This window comes from Tenacibaculum sp. SZ-18, from assembly GCF_002813915.1.
GTDB lineage: Bacteria > Bacteroidota > Bacteroidia > Flavobacteriales > Flavobacteriaceae > Polaribacter.
In genome coordinates, this window is record NZ_CP019335.1 from 3,307,175 (window position 1) to 3,327,388 (window position 20,214).

The window sequence follows — 20,214 nt, forward strand, 5'->3', positions numbered from 1 at the left end:
CCTAATTCGTAAGGTGTTTTTTAAAATATTATGCTTTTATAGACTAAGTATTTCCTTATTAATTCTAATAAAATCGTTATTCTTAACTTTTTCAGATAACCTCAAAGCCCTTTTGGCTACTTTCTTTGCTTTACTTATTTCATTCAAATCTTTTAAAATCAAAGCTTCCCTTGTTACTTGGAAAAAGAATGCTTTTTCTGAGGAAGTAACTTTTTGAATATATTCTAACGCCTTTGGCAAATCAGTTTTGGTTTCATGAAGGTAAAGTGCTGCTCTAAAATATTCGGCATTACTTGGACCGGATAAGGTTTTATTGATAGAATTAACTATTTCTAATTCTTCCGGAATCTTTATTGAAATTTCAACTCGAGTTGTTTCCCATTCAATATATAGATCTGAACCGTGCAATGAGTTGTTTTGAAATCTCATCGAAAAGGTTTCTACAACTTCTTTTAAATCTTTTACTAGAACTTCCATTACCTTATAAGGAGTTTGTTCTTTGTAATCATTCCAATTTGAGCTAGCATATTTATGCCATTTTAGCTTCCATTTATCTTTGCCTGGAATAGTCAGTAATGTGTTATAATCCTATTCAAATTTTTCGGACTCTGTTAAATACAGTAGAAATTTCTAATTGAAGCAACTTTTCGTTTATCTTCGTTATACAAACAAACCTATTTAACTATTTAATGAGCAGTATCTTGAAAATTGGGATGGCGCAAATTTCTCCTGTTTGGCTAAACAAAGAAAAGACCATCGAAAAAGTCAATTCATATATTGTAAAAGCCGCTAAAGAAGAATGTGATCTTGTAGTTTTTGGTGAAGGATTATTGCCAGGATATCCTTTCTGGTTATCTATCACTAATGGCTCTGAGTTTAACTCACCAATCCAAAAAGAGATACATGCTCATTATTTAAAAAACTCCATTGAAGTTGAAAAAGGTGATTTGAATAGCATTTGTAGAACCGCCAAAGAAAATTCAATTGCAATTTATTTGGGTATTATTGAAAGAGCGGTTAATCGCGGTGGTCATAGTTTATATTGTTCTTTAGTGTATATTGACAAAACAGGAACCATACAATCTGTTCACAGAAAATTACAACCGACATACGAAGAACGCCTAACTTGGTCTCCAGGTGATGGTCATGGTTTAACGGTTCATCCTTTAGGGAATTTTACTGTTGGAGGATTAAACTGTTGGGAAAATTGGATGCCTTTACCAAGAACAGCTTTATACGCACAAGGAGAAAACTTGCATATTGCAGTTTGGCCTGGAGCGGAAAGAAACACTTTTGATATTACAAAGTTTATTGCAAAAGAAAGCAGGTCTTTTGTTGTCTCTGTAAGCGGATTTATGTCTATTGATGATTTTCCTAAAGACACACCAAATTATGATTTAATTATTAAGGACGCACCGAAAATTTTAGCGAACGGTGGATCTTGTATTTCTGGACCTGATGGAGAATGGGTAATTCCGCCAGTTGTTGGAGAAGAAGGATTGTTTACGGGTGAAATTGATTATCAAACAGTACTTGAGGAACGACATAATTTTGATTGTGTTGGTCATTACTCAAGACCAGATGTCACCAAATTAACTTTAAATAGAGAAAGACAATCTATCATCGATTTTTCATGAAATTAAGAGAATTAAACACAGCACTTTTACTAGTTGACATTCAAAAAGGATTTGACGATGAAGCCTATTGGGGTGGAAATAGAAATAACAAAGATGCAGAAGAGAAATGTGCTCAAGTTTTAAAAGAATGGAGAGCGCTAAAACTTCCTGTTTATCATATTCAACATAGTTCGCAAAACCCTAAATCATTATTACATAAATCTCACCCTGGTTTTGAAATTCAAGACATTGTGAAACCACTACCAGGTGAGCCCGTAATTGTAAAAGATGTGAATAGCGCTTTTATTGGAACAAATCTTGAAACTACACTTAAAAATCAACAAATTAGGAACGTTGTAATTGTTGGATTGACCACAAACCATTGTATTTCTACCACAACTAGAATGGCAGGAAATTTAGGTTTCGACACCATATTAGTTAGCGATGCTACTGCGACATTTGACAGAAAAGGAATAAATGGAGAAATCTTTTCATCCGAAACCATTCATCAAACAACACTGGCAAACTTACATGAAGAATTTGCTGACGTTATTTCTACAAATGAATTGTTGAGTAGAGTTTAATATCACACAAAAAGTATTAATGAAAAAAATAGTATTTGTTCTCTTACTAGTTATTTCTTTTGGATGTAAAAAAGAAACAGCTGACTCAAAAGAATCTACTTTCAAAATTATCTCATCAGTCTCTATTTCTTTAGGTTATGATCACCATATTCGTCTTTTTAAAAGCGAAAATGATAATAATAAATTTCTTCTCAATTATGCAATTGATGATACTTTAGAAACAACAGAATTTATAGTAAGTCTAACAGATAATGGAAGAATAATAAATAGTTCCAAAGTTAACTTCAACCATTCAGTTACTGATTATGTAAAGTCTATTGATGGTTTTTACACAATAGAAACATTGAGAGTAACTATGGGAAAAAATTACACTCATGACTTTTTATGTAAGTATGATAATAAATGGAATAAACTCTGGGAAAAAGAATTAAAAACTGAAAAACATCCAGCAGGGAATAGTTTTATTTGCCTTAATAAAGATAAAAGTCTAACTCTAGTTTCAGATGCTTATAAAGATAACCAATATGGTGTAATTTTTGAACAATTTGATTTTAATGGCAACTTAATTTCGAGTATTTTTCACAAAGAATATGGGAATCCTTGCACTCTTACATCAACTTCAAATAACAATATTTTAATAACAACACTTAATGAAAAATCTGATTATCCTACTTTAATTTTAACTAAAATTAATGGTGAAATATTATGGAAATCAACTTTAACTAAATCTATTATTCCGAAACAAATAAAACAGTTGAAAAACAACTCGTTTATTTTAACAGGAACGAAATACATAGAAAACTCAAGAAAAAATCTTGTAGTAGCTAAACTTAATAGAAAAGGACAAATAATATGGACAAAGGAACTGAGCAAACATTACTACGAAGAAGCAGGAAATATAATTATTTCAGATAAAAATTATCTAATCACAGCTTCTGTCAATCTTTACAAAGACGGTGAGAGTTTCCCTTATATTTTCAAAATAACAAAAGATGGTAAGTTGATGTCAGAAAAGAGATTTAACTCCGAGTTATCTGAGTCTTCAACTCCATTAATAATCAAAAATGATAAATATCTAACTCTAATTTCTGTAAATAGAATAGTAAATTCTAATGATCCTTTTGAAAACTATATTTCAATTAATAGAATTTCAAAAACTTATTAATCCTGTTTATCCTAACCCAACATCCAAAGACATCATCACAATAAATCCACCAATAAAACCAAGGGTTGCAATATCAGTATATTTATCTCTTTGTGTTTCTGGAATCACTTCTTCCACAACTACGAAAATCATTGCTCCCGCTGCAAAAGCTAATGCATAAGGCAAAATTGGAGTGAAAAACGAAACAGCTAACGCTCCTAAAACCGCTGCAAAAGGTTCAACTATGGCAGATAATTGTCCGTACCAAAAACTCTTTCTTCTACTTACACCCTGACGCCTTAATGGCATTGCAACCGCAAAACCTTCCGGAAAGTTTTGAATTCCGATTCCGATAGCTAAAGAAATAGCAGCAATAATCATTTCTGTTTGCTCTACTCCAACTAATGTTGAAGCTGCTCCAAATAAAACTCCAACAGCTAATCCCTCCGGAATATTATGAAGCGTGATTGCTAATACTAATAAAGTTGTTTTATGCCAATTTGTTTTTACACCTTCTGCTTCATCTTCTTTAAAGTTAATGTGTAAGTGAGGTAACCATTTATCCATTCCAAATAAAGCCAAAGCACCAAAAGCAAATCCAATAGTAGATGGTAAAACTTTAACAAATCCTTCTCCAGGGCTATTCTCAATTGCCGGAGATAATAAACTCCAAAAACTCGCAGCTACCATTACTCCTCCTGTAAATCCTAACATTCCATCTAATACTGCTCGATTCATTTTCTTAAAAAAGAAAACCAAAGCAGCTCCTAAAGCTGTTAATCCCCAAGTAAATAGAGATGCATAAAGCGCTCCTTGTATTGGATATTCCTTACAAAACTCAACTATTTGATCGAAAAAACTCATATCTTTTTAATGTATAAGTTGCTAGCTATTTTATTTGAAATAGACAGCGGTTTGTTATTAATTTCTATAGTTAAAGAGCCATCAAAAGGTTCGATATCTATTATAGTAATTTCAACTCCTAAACCAATTCCTTGCTTATCCAAGAATTTTAAAAAATCAGACGAACTATCATTCACTCCAACACAAACTCCAACTGTTCCTTTAGGTAATGCGGATAAAAGATTCTTCTCTATCTGCTGCATATTTCCTTCCTCATCTGGAATCGGATCTCCATGTGGATCATGTTTAGGGTATCCTAAAAAAATATCTAATTCATTAATAAGTTTAGGTGATTTTATGTGCTCTAACTGTTCAGCTACTTCATGAACTTCATCCCAAGAAAAATTTAATTTTTCTACTAAAAAAACTTCCCACAATCTATGTTTTCTAATAATTCCTGTTGCAACTCTTTTACCAAAACGGGTTAGATTTACACCTTGATACTTTTTATATACCACTACTTCTTTATCAGATAGTTTTTTAATCATATCTGTAACCGAAGATGCTTTTGTATCTAATTGTTTAGCAATAGCATTTGTGCTAATTCCTTTATCGGAATCTAGCGCCAAATGGTAAATGGTTTTTATATAATTCTCCTCAGATTGTGAAAACATGGAACTTAATTCTATGCAAACATACAAATTTTTGATTTATGAAAGTTAATTTTTAGTCTTATCTAAAAATTAATTTATCTTTGCAATAAATTTATTTTAGAATAAAAAAATGAAATCTTTCTTACAGACAGTATTTTTATTCGTAACACTTATGAGTTACGGACAAACTATAAAAGGAAAAGTTACTTTTAAAAAAGAACCACAGGAATTTGTATCGGTATATACTAAAGACAAATCACAAGGAACCATAACAAATGATAAAGGTGAGTACACCTTAACCTTAAATCAACCAAAAGCTACAATCGTATTTCAGAGTGTTGGATTTAAGTTGATCGAAAAGGAAATTAGTTTCAACGGTTCAGAAACCAAAACACTTGATATCACACTACAAGAAGATCTTTTAGGGCTAGACCAAGTTGTTGTAAGTGCAACACGATCATATTTAAATAGAAAAGTGGCTCCAGTAATTGTAACTGTTACTGACGCGAAACTATTAGAAGCAACTCAGTCTGTTAGTTTATCTGAAGGATTAAACTTCCAGCCAGGACTGCGTATGGAAACTAATTGTCAGAATTGTGGTTTCTCTCAAGTACGAATTAATGGATTAGACGGAGCCTACTCTCAAATATTAGTAGATAGTAGACCAATTTTTAGTGCTTTAAACGGAATATATGGTTTAGATCAAATTCCTGCGAATATTATTCAAAGAATTGAAGTAGTTCGTGGTGGAGGATCTGCTTTATATGGTGCAAATGCTATTGCTGGAACCATTAACATTATTACTAAAGATCCGATCGACAATACATTTCAAGTAGGACAAAATGTTTCTTTAATTAAAGGAGAAACATTAGATGTTGCCACAACTATTAATGGAACCGTTGTAAATGATGAAGCATCTGCAGGACTAACTTATTTTGGAATGTATAGAAATAGAAATCCGTATGATTACGATGGAGATTCTTTCACTGAATTAACAAAATTAGAAACGCAAACCTTCGGATTTAAAGGATATATAAAGCCTTCGGATAATACAAGATTAACAGCAGAATTCAATTCTATTAGTGAATTTAGAAGAGGAGGAAATAAATTAGGTTTACAACCCTTTGAAAGTGAAGTTGCCGAACAAATCGATTCTGATGTATTGACTGGTGGACTTACGTTTGAATCTTCTGTTAATGAAGGAAAACAACATTTCTCTGCCTATGTTTCTACCTCTCGCTCAAAAAATAAAAACTACTACGGAGGTGGTGAAGATTTAGTTGCTCAAAATGGTGAAGTATTAGGATTTGGTAATTCTAGAGATGAAACTTGGGTTTTAGGTTCTCAATATGCTCATAAATTATCTGATTTCTTAGGTGGAAAAGGAAATTTCACTGGAGGAATTGAGTTTAAGTATGATAAAATGAAAGATGAAAAACCTGGTTTTAATGCTTTTGTAAATCAAACTTTAAGAACTTATGGACTTTATGCTCAGCAAGAATGGACTATTAATAAACAATGGAAAGTTTTAGGAGGTTTACGTGCAGATATTCATAACTTAACTGATGAAAGTGTGATTTTTAATCCGCGTTTAAATGTAATGTACTTTGCCAATGAAAATTCTCGATTTAGAGCTTCATATGCAAAAGGATTTAGAGCTCCACAAGTATTCACAGAAGATTTACATGCGCAAATTGCAGCTGGAGAGGTATTAACTGTTCGCGTTGATCGATCTAATTTAGTTTCAGAAACATCTCATAGTTTTACAGGATCTTTCGATTGGAATAAAAGTTTAACTGAAGGTGAAGTTTCATTCACTTTAGAGGCTTTCTATACTAAAATTGTAAATCCTTTTATCCTTGAACAATTAAATAATTTGATTTGGGAAAAGAGAAATGGAGATAACGCCCATGTAAAAGGAATTAACATCGAAACAAAATATGCTCCAAATGAAAAATGGATATTACAAGCAGGAGCAACCATTCAAGAAGGGAAATTTGACAAACCAGTACAATGGTCTGACGATCCTAATATTTCATTAGAAAACGCAGATAACTTTTTCAAATCTCCTAACTTTTATGGAAACTTTATTGCCACCTATGCTCCAAATAAAAAGTTTCAAAACAATCTATCTGCTGTTTATACTGGAAGTATGTACGTTCCACATTTAGCTGGATTCATAGCTGAGGATCGATTAGAAAAAACAACTGACTTTCTAGAATTAAATATAAAATCATCTTATGATTTTTCACTTGATAAGCACAAACACTCCACTTTAAGAATAAGTGGTGGTATTCAAAATATTTTTGACAGCTACCAACAAGATTTCGATCAAGGTGCAGATAGAGATGCAAACTATATTTATGGACCTTCAAGACCTAGAACTTTCTTTGTTGGTTTGAAGTTTATAAATAATTAAACTCTGTTTATTATTTATCTCGATTACTAATTAAAATAAGAAACATATTACCGGAGAATTTCTGTTCTCTGGTTTTTTGTTTGTAAACAAATCGTTAATAGAAAATTTCATAGTATAACCTTTATTTACTTAGAAAAACAGAACAATCTAAAAGCTATTTCATTTCAGTTTTAAGATTACTAAACACTTTCCTAACATTTAATATTTTTAGTTAACGTTAATTAAACATTCTAGTAATAGAAACATAATTTATAGCTAACTTTTATTTTACAGTTTCAGCAGACTTTTGCACATTGTAATAGAATAACATAAAATGAAAAAAATTTTATTCATAGCTTTTTTAAGCTTAAGTCAGTTTGTTTTTGCTCAAGACAAAGGAACTATTAAGGGGGTAGTTACTGATAAAGAAATGAACAACGAGCCTTTACCTTTTGCTAATGTATTTATTAAGGGTACATCGATAGGAGGCAACACTGATATGGATGGTACATACACTATTCCAGTTTCTCCAGGTAAATATACATTAGTATTTAGTTTTGTTGGCTACCAAACAATTGAAAAAGAAGTTGTTGTTACTGCAGGACAAACAATCACTGTTAACCAAGTGATGGGTGCTAGTGGTGGTGAAAAGTTAGAAGAAATTCAAATTAACGCTACTGTAAGTAAAGAAAAAGAGAGTGCTCTTTTACTAGAACAAAAGAAAGCTACGGTTATTAAGGAAAGTATTGGAGCTGTTGAATTAGCAAAAAAAGGTGTTAGTAATGCCGCTACAGCAACTACAAAAATATCAGGTGTTACCAAGAGTGATGCTTCAGGAGATATTTATATCCGAGGATTAGGTGATCGATATTTGTCTACTAGGATGAATGGGTTACCAATACCATCAGATAACGTGGATAAAAAGAATATTAATCTGAACTTATTCTCAACACAAGTTATACAAAATGTAGGAATTAGTAAAACTTATGTTACTTCTAGATATGCTGATGAAGCTTCAGGTAATGTAAATGTTGTTTCTAAAGAATATTCCAAAGACATGTTCTCTATTAATGTAAGTGGTGGAACAAATACAAATCTTTTAAATTTAGATGGAGATTTTAGAAAAACTATTATTAGTGATGATATTACTTTTGGTTTCCATGAGAAAAAATTTGCTTTAGTGGATCAAATTACTCAACAAGGATGGGACACTAAAACAAATGATGGTAAACCTTTTAATTTTAGCGGTTCTATTTCTGCAGGAAAAAAATTCAAACTTTTGGGTAAAGACTTCAGAATATTTGCTACGGCTTCTCATTCAGAATCAAGTAACTATAGAGATGAAATCTTTAGATCTTTTAGATCAAATATTGAAGATAATGGATTCTCTACTCTTGAACCGGACTTACCACAAACTATTGCAAATGGAGTAGATCCTGAAAGAAGAGACGTTGAAAGATTTATTCATAATATCAATACGACTGGATATATTAACGTAAAAACACGCTTAAACGATAACAACAAATTAAGATATAACACTTTATTTGTTAATAAAGGACAAGAAGTTTTATACGAAGCAGGTAGAAAAGGATTTGGTTATGTATTCGATCAAGATCCACAAGAATTTGGAGCTTTTGTAAGAGATCAAAACTACAGACAAACAACAATGTTTGTAAATCAATTACTAGGTGAGCACAAATGGAATGAAACCAATACATTAAACTGGGGAGCTGGTTACAACTTCGTATTAGCTGAAGAACCAAACAGAATTAGAAATGAAGTAAATATCTTAGATTTTGCTAATAGCCCATTAATTGAGTTTTCTGCAGTAGGAGATTTCCAACAAAGAAAATCAGGACAAAAAATTGAAGATACTGAATACAATGGTTTCATTAGCAACTCATGGAAATTAGGAGCAGCTAATGAAGATGATGACAAACCATTTAAATTAAATTATGGTTTAAATTACAGAAAGAGAGAAAGAAGTTTTAGATCTCAATTCATTGGGGTTAGAGCCAGAGGAGTTCAAGCACCATCAATAGATGAATTATCAGGAACATTTACTACTTCTGGTTTTAATAACAATTTGACTTTAAGAGTAGGAGAAGTTGATCGTTTTGTTGCTGACTTACAAATTATTGCTGGTTATGTGAACTTTGACTTTGACTTTGATAATAATCTTTCCGGTAATTTAGGGTTAAGTTATGAATATGATGAAATGACAGCTTTATGGGATATTACTAACTACATTAGTCCAAATGGGACACCGAGAGTTGGTAGTTTAGAAAAGACGTATGGTAGTCTTTACCCAAGTGTTAACTTGAAGTATGAAATTAACGAAAGAAACTTCTTACGTTTTGCCTCGAGTATAACTCAAACTTTACCTGAATTCAAAGAGGTCTCTCCTTTCGAATATGTAACACCAACTGGTCGTGTTATCAAAGGGAATCCAAATGTTGAAAAATCTGATGTGTATAACATCGATTTAAAATGGGAATTTTTCCCTAGTAGAGGAGAATTAATATCCGCAACTGCATTCTACAAGCAAATTGAAAATCCAATAAACTTAGCATTAACTAGAGGTTCTTCTGGTAATTTCCAGTTCGCCAATACTGGTGAACAAGCAGATGTATTAGGTTTTGAAATTGAAGGTAGACTAGATGTACTTAAGAATGACGATGATCAAGGAATTTTAAACATAACTGCTAATGCTACAGGAATGTGGTTTGAACAAGATTTATTAGAAAACTTCCAATATAATAGCAAAACCACTTCTGGATTACAAGGTGCTTCTAACTATATTTTTAACGGTTCTATTACTTATAATAACAGAGCTGAAAATGAGTTTATCGCTACTTTAGTTGGAAACTATTCATCTGATAAAATATTTGCTTTAGGCGGCCCTGAAGATTTCGCTAACAGTGCTGTATTATTCAACGAAGAAATTATAGAAAAAGGTTTTGTTACTCTTGATATGGTATTGAGTAAGCAAATCACGAAAGGATTTACTGTAAAGTTAATTGGAAGAAACTTGTTAAATCCAGATATAGATCAAACACAGTTAATCGTAAATCAAATTACTGGTTCTGAAACAAATGAGATTGTGAGAAGATATAATAGAGGTACCCAATTAAGTCTTGGTTTATCGTATAACTTTTAATTAACTCAAAGTTTACATTTGAATAGTTAAAGAGCAAGATTTGTAACCTATTATTAATATACACTTAAAACTAAAAAAAGGTTTATAAGATTTCTTTGCAACATAAAATTATATCTAAAACATATATAGGTCAAATTAACAAAAAAATGAGAAAATTAACATTTAAATTTTTAGGTTTAGTAGCATTTTCTTTTGCTACACTTACCCTAACTAACTGTGGAAGTGATGATCCAGATCCAATCCAACCAGACGAATCACAGGTGATTCAAGACTTAAATAACGGAGTTATGAAGGGAAGTCTTGATCAAGATTATACTTTATCTGCCGGGACAGCTTACAGTTTACCAAGTTCTTTTATCATACAAAGCGGAGCTAAATTAACTATTCCTGCAGGAACTAGAATTACTGCTGCTGCTGGTGGTACTGAAGTTTACATTGCTGTTTTAAAGGGTGGTCAGATTGACATCCAAGGATCTGCTTCAAGTCCTGTTGTAATGGCTTCGGCCAGTTCAACTCCTGGCGATTGGGGTGGTTTAACTATTTGTGGTGAAGCAACTACCACTGCTGGTGTAGATGCTGAAGCTGAAGTAGGTGGATTCAAATATGGTGGTACTAACGATGGTGATAGTTCTGGTAATATTAACTACTTACTAATTAAAGGAACTGGAGCTCAAATTAATTCAGAATCGCAATACAATGGAGTTTCTTTATATGCTGTAGGTTCTGGAACTTTAATCAATAACGTTGCTGTTGTTAACGGTGCTGATGATGGAGTTGAGTTTTTTGGTGGAACTGTTTCTGCTTCGAACATATATTTAGAGAACGCCGAAGATGATGCAGTTGACTGGACTGAAGGATGGAATGGAACGGTAAATAACACGTACATTTCTAACACTAAAGCTGGTTTCTCTACTGCTTTTGAAGCGGATAAAGATAATGGTAATCCTAAATTCAACAATGTTACAGCTGTTTCTACCGTTGGTGGTACTGCTTTACAGTTCAAAAAAGAATCAGGAGCTACTATTACTGGATTATCTCTAACTGGATATGATGTTTCTATCGACATGAAAGATGGTGGTCCATTATCAAACGTTATTATTGATGGTAATACCGCTGATCCATTATTAAACTATACTACACCTGCTACGGTTGATGTTTCTACTTTTAGTTGGGTAAATTCTTCTTTAACCCCTGATACTACTTTATTACAAGGTACTGTTTCTGGAAAAGTAACTTTAGATTCTTCTGTAAAGTATAAATTAAACTCTTCTTACATTATACAAGATGGTGGTGAGTTAGTAATTCCTGCAGGGACTAAAATCGAAGCTAGAGATGGTGGTACTGGTGTATATATCGCAGTATTAAAAGGCGGTAAAATTGATATTCAGGGTACTTCTGCTAATCCAGTAGTAATTGCTTCTGTTTCAGGAAACCCTGGAGACTGGGGAGGATTAACTATCTGTGGTAAGGCTACAACTACTGCTGGTGTAGATGCTGAAGCTGAAGTTGGTGGATTCATTTATGGTGGTACTGAGGATGCTGATAACTCAGGATCTATAAGATATTTAGTATTAAAAGGAACTGGAGCTCAAATTAACTCTGAATCTCAATACAACGGTCTTTCTTTATACGCAGTAGGTTCTGGGACTACTGTCGAGTACATTTCTGTAATCAACGGATCTGATGATGGTGTTGAATTCTTCGGAGGAACTGTTTCTGCTTCTAATTTCTATCTAGAAAATAATGAGGATGATTCAGTTGACTGGACTGAAGGGTGGAATGGAACTGTAACTAATACTTACATCTCTCATACTGTTGCTGGATTCTCTACTGCATTTGAAGGAGACAAAGATAATAACAATCCTAAATTTGTAAACTTAACTGCAATTTCAACTGTAGGTGGTACTGCTTTACAATTCAAAAAAGAATCTGGAGCTACAATCACTAACATTTGGTTAGAAGGATATGACAAAAACATTGATATGAAAGACGGAGGATCTTTATCTAACGTACAAATTGATGGATCAGATGCAGATACTACTGCTGATTACAAAACAGGAACTAAGGTAGATATTTCTACTTGGACTTGGAGAAATGCTGGTTTATAAGAAGTAGTCAAAACACTATAAAATAGAAAAAGCCGAGGGTAAGTCCTCGGCTTTTTTTATTTTTATTTAGTTTTATTAATTACTTTATTGCTATTTTGTTACTTTCCTTCCAAGATTGAACACTAGCAATGGTATTGTTTTGATAATTTATTTCCTTCAATTCATCTTTTGTCCAGATGAACCATTTTCCTACTTTCTTTCCTCGATTGTAATGCGCCATTACAGTTTTGTTTCCTTTCTCATCAAAACGATTCCAAACACCATGAAGGAGTTTATCTTTGTAATAACCTTGCTCCTTAACAGTTCCATTATCATGAAAATGAGTTACCTTAATTAAGTCACCTTCTTTTTGATACTTTGGCTTTATTTCTTGTCCTTGAGCTACTGCGAATAGTAGTCCGCAAGCTAAAATCATTACTTTCTTCATATCTTTAATCATTTTATTCAATAACATTCTCATTACAAACTTAACTTTTATTTTACTTTTATGCAACTTTTTGGTAACATTTATTTAACATTGGAAATATGATTGGGAAAATAATAGCATAAATCTTATCTTCACGAAGGAAATTATTAATCAATTAAAATTGTTATTATGGCTGTAATGAAAGTTATTGAGGTCCTAGCAAACTCTGACAAAAGCTGGGAAGACGCAACTAAAAAAGGAATTAAACAAGCTTCAAAATCCGTTAAAAATATAAGATCGGCATTTGTACAATCGCAAAGTGTTGTTGTTAACAATGATGAAGTTGCCGAATTTAGAGTTAACTTAAAAATCACTTTTGAAGTAAAATAATTACTTAATAAAACCGATTCTACTAATACTATTTTATTCCTAGAGTGATCAATTGTCGAATCACTCAATTAATATTTAACTTAAATCTAAAAATGGAAGATTACATTTCTCAAATTACAGACCTATTGGTCACTTATGCACCTAAAGTAATAGGAGCATTATTATTACTAATTATTGGTTTATGGGTGGTTAACGTTATCTCTAAAGCTATTAGTAAAATAATGAAAAAAAGAAGTATCGACACTTCTTTAAGAGGTTTTTTAATAAACCTTATAAATTGGACATTAAAGATATTTTTATTTGTAACGGTTGCTGGGCAATTAGGCGTTGAAACAACATCTTTCGCTGCTATTATAGCTGCTGCAGGTTTAGCCATTGGTATGGCTTTACAAGGCTCTCTATCAAATTTTGCTGGAGGTGCCTTAATTATGATTTTTAGACCTTTTAAAATAGGGGATTACATTGAAGCTCAAGGTGAACAAGGTGTTGTAAAAGAAATTCAAATTTTTACAACCAAATTAAATACTGTAGATAACAAAGAAATAATATTACCTAACGGAGCATTATCTAATGGAAATATTATAAATTATTCATCTGAGGAAAAACGAAGAGTTGATATTACCTTTGGTGTTTCTTACGATGCAGATATTAAAGAAACTAAGGATGTTTTATTTGGGGTTATCAACAACACTCCATACACTTTAAACGACCCTGCTACTCAAGTTTTATTAGGAGAGTTGGCTGAAAGTTCGGTTAACTTTATTACTAGAACTTGGGTAAGGTCAACTGATTATTGGGATGCCTATTTCCACATTATGGAAAACACCAAAATCGAATTAGATAAAGCTGGAATTGAAATTCCTTATCCTCATTCTGTGGAAATTCAAAAAGAAAGTTAAACTTTCTTCTTTTGTGGAGTAACAATAAAGTCTTTTAAATAAAAAGGCTCAAAATAAGCGACATCTTCTATGTCGTTTTTTTTGTATTTATCATAGCTTAGTTTAGCCATTTCAATTGCCGAAGGAAATTTACCTTCAACAAACGTGAAATTAGAGCTATTCAACACTTCTTTACACTTACTTACTCCATCGCCTAAGAAAAACACTTTTTGCTCGTTAAATGAACTAAAAGATGTTTCTTCAATTACTTCTGCCTTTATTTCACGAAATTGCTCATAGTTGCTATCATAAATAGCTGAATACACTTCCATTCGCCTTGCATCTATCATGGGAATAATAACCCCATCTTCAACACTTATAGAATGAGCGAGTGACAATAAAGTGTCTACGGAAATTAAAGGAATATCCAAAGAGAAACAGAGTCCCTTAGCAGCAGAAACTCCTATTCTCAATCCGGTATAAGAACCAGGACCTTTACTAACAGCAATGGCATCTAAAGAATTACGTTCTACATTGGCTTCTGACAAAACATCCAATATAAACGGATGTAATTTTTCTGCGTGAGAATAATTACCATCATTTATCTCTTTAAAATGAACTAAATTACCATCTTTAGCTATAGAGACTGAACAATTCTTAGTTGAAGTTTCAATGTTAAGTATAAGTGCCAAAACCCGAATATTTTTATGCAAATATACAAAGCCTTATTGTTTTGTAAATGTATAAAGTCCGCCTCCTTGCTTCAATATCATTTCATTTTTTTCAGGACTAAATTCCAACACAATTCCTGCAATTGAATAAGTAAATTGTGTTTTGGATTTTGCAGTTAATTGGAAAGCTGACTGTCCAGTCGCTTGAGCGGAAAGTTTACTCTCTTCTTCTTTTATCGTAATCTTTAAAGGCATGTTTTTAGAAGCATAAACTCCTTCGTAAGACTTTAAAATATTAACATCAACTTTTATTTCTTTGAAATCCGGGATGGAAAAATCGATATTATTCGCAGCTCTTAACAAAACTAAAGACAATGAGTTTAATTGAAAATCTGGACCAATTCCGTTTGTTGTTGTGGCAATGCCGATTTTCTTCTCAGGAAAATACATCAAAATTGATTTAAAACCATCTATTCCTCCTCCATGACCAAACCCATATTGTTTGCCAAATGGATATTTAAAAATCCCTAAGCCATAGTCATTTTCAATTGTAGTCATTAAATCCACATGATGTTTTGTAATTAACTTTTCGTTGAATAACGCATCAATAAAAGTTAATAAATCACTTGGTGTAGAAACTACAGCTCCTGCACCTAAAGGGATAGACATATCTGTTTCGGGCATTTCATTCCAATTCTTGAAAGCATAATTATATGATTTACATTCATTATCTACTACATCTAATTTACCACCAACATATGTGTTTTTCAATTGTAAAGGCTTGGCAATATACTTTTGTAAAATTGACGCATAGGTGCTTTTAAATACATCTTCAAGAATAAATGATAATAACACAAAATTAGAATTACTGTAAGAGTGCTTAGAACCAGGTTTAAAATCACTCTCGTACTTGTTTATAATCTGAAGAAGCTCCTCGCGTGACTTAGCGGAAGTATAATACTTCACATAATCATTACTATTAGTAAAATTAAAGATTCCACTAGAGTGATTTAAAAGATTCTTAATCGTAATTGAAGAGGAGTTTTGAACTGTTGGAAAGAAATTATCTAAAGATGTTTCAAGAGTTAGTTTACCGTTTTCAATTGCTTTAAAAATTAAAACAGTTGTAAATGTTTTTGAAATTGAACCAACTCTAAACTTAGTATGAACTGTATTAGTCTTTTTTACAACAACATCGGCAAAACCAATAGCTTTTTGATAAACTATATTACCATCTTTTAGAACAGCAGAGCTTCCTAAAATTTTATTGTTTTTCTGTAATTGTAAGAAATAATTATCTAGTTTTTCTTTATTAATGTTCTGAGCAATTAATCCAACACTAACAAAGAAAAACATAAGGACTTTTTTCATAGCTTATAGATTTTGTTAATCGATTATGTTTTCTCCGTAATAGAATTTTAATACTTTGGTTTTAAATATATAATCGTATTTAGCTCTAATAGAAGCAGACTCTGCATTTACCAATCTATTTCGAACTTGATCATAGTCAAACTGCGTCATACTACCGTAGTTAAAACTCACTTCGGCATTTTTAAACGCCTCTCGTTGAGCTTCAAGAGATATCCCTGCCGCTTCATAGGTTTTTGCTGCTGCTTTTGCATCTAAGAAAGCCTGTTCGATGGTTTGCTGTAAGCGAAGCTTCTCATTCTCTAAGTTAGTTTGAGACACTATTTTTTGAATTTTAGAACGCTCAACGTTAGCGTCATTTCTAAAACCATTAAAAATAGGAACGCTAATACTAAATCCTAAACTATAACCCAAATTTCCATCTAACTGCTCAAATAATTCTCCTGTAGGAACTGATGGATCAATAAAATATCTATAATTGGTATCTGCTCTTAAAGAAGTATTGATTGTTGGATAATATCCTGCTTTAGCAATTTCAACACCTAACTGAGCATTTTCTATGGTCAATTTTGCCTTCTCAATTTCTGGACGATTTGTTAATGCTTTTTGATATACTTCATTAGAACTACTGTAAAGTAAAGCAGCAGATGGAGTTCCAACTTCTATTACAGTAACATCAAAATTTTCGTAAGGTACTTGAATTAACTGAGCTAATTGTAATAATGCGATATTTAAACTATTCTCTTGAGTAACTACATTTTGGGCATCATTCGCAGCTGTAGATTGTATGTTTAATAGATCGCCTTTAGGTATAGAACCAGCTTCAAATTGCACTTGTGCCTGTTGTATTTGCTTCCTACTTATCTCAGCTTGTACTTTAGCAACTTCTAAATTTTCTTTTGCAAATAAAACATTAAGATATGTGTTTACAACTCGTAAAGAAATATCATTCTCTATTATACTTAAATCAAGTTTACTACTTTCCACCCCTAGCTTAGCCTGCTTGTATGTGTTTAGGTTTCTAAATCCATTGAAAACGGTGTAAGAAGCCGCTACTCCTAATGACCCACCAAAAAGTGTTGTATTAGGGGTTCTGTTTTGGGTTACAGGATCAAAAGTTGAACCGGTAGATAAGTTTCCTCCAGTACTAGCGTTCAAAGATGGAAGGAAATTTGCCTTATTACTTTTTACATCCTTTTCAGCTATTTCAACACTTAACTTATTTTGTTTAATCGTAATGTTATTAGTTAGAGCGTGGTCTACCGCTTCTTTAAGTGTCCATTTTTTTTGACCAAATGAAGAAATTGTTCCAATTAGTACTGCCGTCAGTAGTGTTAGTTTCGTTTTTTTCAAAGTATTATATTTTTGTAAACCAAGAATATGACGACAAAGATTATAATATGTTACAAAAAAATTTAAGATTCTTGCATTTTTAGTTTTTTACGATACTTATATAATGCGAAGAATAAAAGTCCTACTAAAATGTATGGAAATATCATTAGATATGTTATTCCGTCATTCACTGCCTCTGCCATTGGTTCATTTCCTCCTTCAACCACAGCTTTACACATGGCGCATTGAGTATACAAAAGGTTGGAAATAACTAAAAAGATAAAAAATAAGACTCTATTCTTCATTTTATACGGCATAATATGGACTTATCATTAAATACACTATAACCCCTGTTACTGCAACATATAACCACAAAGGAAAAGTAATCTTTGCTATTTTCCTATGTTGGGCAAACTGTCCAAGCTTGGCTCTCATAAAAGTAAATAACACAAATGGAATTACTACAATTGATAATAAAATGTGTGTGATTAAAATGAAATAATAAACATACTTAATAACACCTTCCCCTCCAAATTCTGTTGATTCCGAGGTCATATGATATGCTACATACATCACCAAAAATAATGCTGAAAAAACTAGAGCCGTAGTATTTAGTTGTTCATGCAACTTTCTATTACCATTTTTAATTGCTATAACTGAAACAATTAATAATACTGCCGTCAATCCATTAATAGTGGCATATATTGGTGGTAAAAAAGATAACGCTTCAACATTAGGAATTTTGATTCCAAAAAGTGCGGCAACTGCTATAGGAATAACAATTGATACTACGGTAATGAACTTCTTGTACTTTTGTTCGTTTGCAACTAAATTACTCATTTAATAAAAGTTTAATATCTTGTTTTAATTCATTAATCTGATCTGGAAAATCTTGTTCTTCTAAGGCTCTGTAATACATTATTGCATTACCCTGTTCGTCATATCTTGAACGAATATATCCATCTTTATCAACTAAAGCAAATAAACCCGAATGTTCAAAACCACCATGAGAAACTTGCCCGTTTCCAGCATATAATTTAAATCCTTCATTAGAAAGTTTAAATACTTCATCTTGAGATTTCCCAGTTAATAAATTCCAATTTTTGTGAGTTATATTATAATTGTCAGCATACTCTTTTAACTTTTCTGGTGTATCAATATCTGGAGTAATAGTAAAAGAAGCAATACCGAAATTAGGGTTTCCAAAAAATTCATTTTGAATGGTCACCATTTTTCGATTCATAATTGGACAGATCGTAGGACAAGTCGCAAAGAAAAACTCAACAACATAAACTTTACCTGAATAATCTTTATTTGTGATGGTTTTTCCCTCTTGATTTACGAAATCAAAATTGGGAACTTTAGAAAACTTGTGTAAATCGGCCTTTTGAAAATTCTTAATAATCTTAGGAACTGAATAAATTCCAAAGAGTAATACAATAAATGTAATACCAACGTATGAATATTTCGTTTTCTTCATAAAGTTTTACTTTTTTCTGTCAGCACTATTTTTCTTAAGCGCTAAACGATATTCCGCCAAAACAACTTTAACATCGTCCTTCATTTTATCATTTAATTCTCCTACTGAACCCATATTGTAGCCAAATAATTTTCCATCAGCCATATCCTTGTCATCCGTTCTTCCTCTTAAATTCAATTCCTTATCAATTATAAAAGCCATTGATGTATGCAAATTAGCATCTAATGATTCATTCGTATTGAAACTATCGTATAATGCCTTAACGACTTCATCTTTCGCAAACATAAAATTCCAACGAAGCATATCAGTATAGTTCCCAAGGGCTTTTTGAATTTTAATAATTTGCGTTTTCGATTCTTCGGGACAAACAACAATCATTTGAAAATCTTTAAAACCATAGAAAGGTTTATAAATTTTTTGGTTTAAATTGAAAATTTCTCCTTTTACAAGCTCAGGTTTACTTCCTGGAAAAAGTACAATTGAAATTTTCCCTTCAAATTTATAATTTTTGTCTACTATTGAAACATCTACAACATTATTTGTCAGCACAGGTAGCTTTGCAAAATTATTCATTCCCATTGACAGAAAGATATAAAATAACAAAGGAACTATAAATAAAATTGAAAGTACTATATATTTGTTTGTTGTTTTCACGTGTATGTTTTAATTGCATTACAAAAATACGAATTTCTCGTCCTTTTTACTAGAGAAAATAAACTATTAGCAAGTATATATTGACTAAATCACGTTTTAAACCGACAACATAAATTTGACTTCGTATTTAAATTTTAAGCAAAAAAAAGGTGGTTAAAAACCACCACCTCTTTTCTAAATATATTTTTACCATTTTATTAACGGCGCCAAAGTATCATATAAGTATCCACCTTCAAATAAAACGATGAATAAAAGGTAACAGATTAAGAAAACTGCTGTCCAAACAATTGCGCGCCTAAACCACTTCTTTTCGCCTTCAAGGTGCATAAATGCCCAAGCAATATAATATGCTTTTGCTAATGTTAATATAATAAATATCCAGTTTAACCAGCTTGTACCCGGACCATGTAAATGTAAAGCATCAGGCTTAACAATACCTAAACCAACTTCAACAGCTGTGATAAACGATAAGATTGCTAAAACAATCCAAATTCTTTTTGTATTTGACTCGTGTGAATGTGCCATCTTT

20 protein-coding genes are annotated in these 20,214 nt (G+C 32.0%); 8 read left to right on the forward strand and 12 right to left on the reverse strand.

Annotated features, from left to right (window positions below; translation table 11 throughout):
- Positions 1-36: 36 nt before the first annotated feature.
- The gene (locus tag BTO06_RS14975) at positions 37-573 is read right to left on the reverse strand and encodes a DUF2911 domain-containing protein (protein WP_100926077.1); all 537 of its coding nucleotides are present in this window, start codon (positions 571-573) and stop codon (positions 37-39) included.
- A gap of 116 nt (positions 574-689) precedes the next feature.
- On the opposite strand from BTO06_RS14975, the gene BTO06_RS14980 reads away from it, so the two are divergent.
- The 3 genes from BTO06_RS14980 to BTO06_RS14990 are packed head-to-tail and all read left to right on the forward strand — an operon-like array spanning position 690 to position 3,365.
- Entirely contained in the window at positions 690-1,637 is a 948-nt protein-coding gene (locus tag BTO06_RS14980; protein ID WP_100926078.1) for a carbon-nitrogen hydrolase family protein, read from the forward strand.
- Positions 1,634-2,200, forward strand: coding sequence for a cysteine hydrolase family protein (locus tag BTO06_RS14985; RefSeq protein ID WP_100926079.1), 567 nt, complete (start codon positions 1,634-1,636; stop codon positions 2,198-2,200). The genes BTO06_RS14980 and BTO06_RS14985 overlap by 4 nt, the downstream gene beginning before the upstream one ends.
- Before the next feature lie 19 nt (positions 2,201-2,219).
- On the forward strand, positions 2,220-3,365 hold the full coding sequence (locus tag BTO06_RS14990; RefSeq protein ID WP_100926080.1) for a hypothetical protein: 1,146 nt from the start codon (positions 2,220-2,222) through the stop codon (positions 3,363-3,365).
- A gap of 6 nt (positions 3,366-3,371) precedes the next feature.
- Here BTO06_RS14990 and BTO06_RS14995 read toward each other — a convergent pair whose 3' ends face one another.
- Together BTO06_RS14995 and BTO06_RS15000 are read right to left on the reverse strand one after the other, a co-directional pair.
- The gene (locus tag BTO06_RS14995) at positions 3,372-4,208 is read right to left on the reverse strand and encodes a ZIP family metal transporter (protein ID WP_100926081.1); all 837 of its coding nucleotides are present in this window, start codon (positions 4,206-4,208) and stop codon (positions 3,372-3,374) included.
- Entirely contained in the window at positions 4,205-4,861 is a 657-nt protein-coding gene (locus BTO06_RS15000) for a metal-dependent transcriptional regulator (RefSeq protein WP_100926082.1), read from the reverse strand. The genes BTO06_RS14995 and BTO06_RS15000 overlap by 4 nt, the downstream gene beginning before the upstream one ends.
- Before the next feature lie 109 nt (positions 4,862-4,970).
- On the opposite strand from BTO06_RS15000, the gene BTO06_RS15005 reads away from it, so the two are divergent.
- From BTO06_RS15005 to BTO06_RS15015, 3 genes are all read left to right on the forward strand, one after another.
- Positions 4,971-7,259 carry a TonB-dependent receptor gene (locus BTO06_RS15005; protein ID WP_100926083.1) on the forward strand — a complete coding sequence of 763 codons (2,289 nt, stop codon included), beginning with the start codon at positions 4,971-4,973 and terminating at the stop codon, positions 7,257-7,259.
- A 313-nt stretch (positions 7,260-7,572) separates the two neighbouring features.
- Positions 7,573-10,398 (forward strand): TonB-dependent receptor, encoded by a 2,826-nt coding sequence (locus tag BTO06_RS15010; protein ID WP_100926084.1) that lies wholly within the window; start codon positions 7,573-7,575, stop codon positions 10,396-10,398.
- Positions 10,399-10,544: 146 nt separating this feature from the next.
- Positions 10,545-12,506, forward strand: a complete 1,962-nt coding sequence (locus BTO06_RS15015) for a hypothetical protein (protein ID WP_100926085.1) — start codon at positions 10,545-10,547, stop codon at positions 12,504-12,506.
- Between the two features lie 79 nt (positions 12,507-12,585).
- Here BTO06_RS15015 and BTO06_RS15020 read toward each other — a convergent pair whose 3' ends face one another.
- Positions 12,586-12,999, reverse strand: coding sequence for a toxin-antitoxin system YwqK family antitoxin (locus BTO06_RS15020; RefSeq protein ID WP_232731471.1), 414 nt, complete (start codon positions 12,997-12,999; stop codon positions 12,586-12,588).
- A gap of 102 nt (positions 13,000-13,101) precedes the next feature.
- On the opposite strand from BTO06_RS15020, the gene BTO06_RS15025 reads away from it, so the two are divergent.
- A complete protein-coding gene (locus tag BTO06_RS15025; protein ID WP_100926086.1) occupies positions 13,102-13,302 on the forward strand; it encodes a dodecin family protein in 201 nt (66 codons plus the stop codon).
- Positions 13,303-13,394: 92 nt separating this feature from the next.
- The gene (locus BTO06_RS15030) at positions 13,395-14,201 is read left to right on the forward strand and encodes a mechanosensitive ion channel family protein (protein WP_100926087.1); all 807 of its coding nucleotides are present in this window, start codon (positions 13,395-13,397) and stop codon (positions 14,199-14,201) included.
- Here the strand turns inward: BTO06_RS15030 and tsaB are convergent.
- The 8 genes from tsaB to BTO06_RS15070 all read right to left on the reverse strand — a co-directional run bounded on the left by tsaB (position 14,198) and on the right by BTO06_RS15070 (position 20,210).
- Entirely contained in the window at positions 14,198-14,872 is a 675-nt protein-coding gene (tsaB, locus tag BTO06_RS15035; RefSeq protein ID WP_100926088.1) for a tRNA (adenosine(37)-N6)-threonylcarbamoyltransferase complex dimerization subunit type 1 TsaB, read from the reverse strand. The genes BTO06_RS15030 and tsaB overlap by 4 nt on opposite strands.
- Positions 14,873-14,905: 33 nt before the next feature.
- Positions 14,906-16,222 carry a serine hydrolase domain-containing protein gene (locus BTO06_RS15040; protein WP_100926089.1) on the reverse strand — a complete coding sequence of 439 codons (1,317 nt, stop codon included), beginning with the start codon at positions 16,220-16,222 and terminating at the stop codon, positions 14,906-14,908.
- 15 nt (positions 16,223-16,237) lie between these two features.
- Complete coding sequence (locus tag BTO06_RS15045) at positions 16,238-17,572, reverse strand: TolC family protein (RefSeq protein WP_100926090.1); 1,335 nt, start codon at positions 17,570-17,572, stop codon at positions 16,238-16,240.
- A 62-nt stretch (positions 17,573-17,634) separates the two neighbouring features.
- The gene (locus BTO06_RS15050) at positions 17,635-17,856 is read right to left on the reverse strand and encodes a hypothetical protein (RefSeq protein ID WP_100926091.1); all 222 of its coding nucleotides are present in this window, start codon (positions 17,854-17,856) and stop codon (positions 17,635-17,637) included.
- 1 nt (position 17,857) lies between these two features.
- Entirely contained in the window at positions 17,858-18,391 is a 534-nt protein-coding gene (locus BTO06_RS15055; protein ID WP_100926092.1) for a DUF420 domain-containing protein, read from the reverse strand.
- Complete coding sequence (locus BTO06_RS15060; protein WP_100926093.1) at positions 18,384-19,031, reverse strand: SCO family protein; 648 nt, start codon at positions 19,029-19,031, stop codon at positions 18,384-18,386. The genes BTO06_RS15055 and BTO06_RS15060 overlap by 8 nt, the downstream gene beginning before the upstream one ends.
- Before the next feature lie 6 nt (positions 19,032-19,037).
- Positions 19,038-19,685, reverse strand: coding sequence for a hypothetical protein (locus BTO06_RS15065; protein ID WP_100926094.1), 648 nt, complete (start codon positions 19,683-19,685; stop codon positions 19,038-19,040).
- Between the two features lie 186 nt (positions 19,686-19,871).
- The gene (locus BTO06_RS15070) at positions 19,872-20,210 is read right to left on the reverse strand and encodes a cytochrome C oxidase subunit IV family protein (RefSeq protein ID WP_100926095.1); all 339 of its coding nucleotides are present in this window, start codon (positions 20,208-20,210) and stop codon (positions 19,872-19,874) included.
- Positions 20,211-20,214 lie beyond the last annotated feature (4 nt).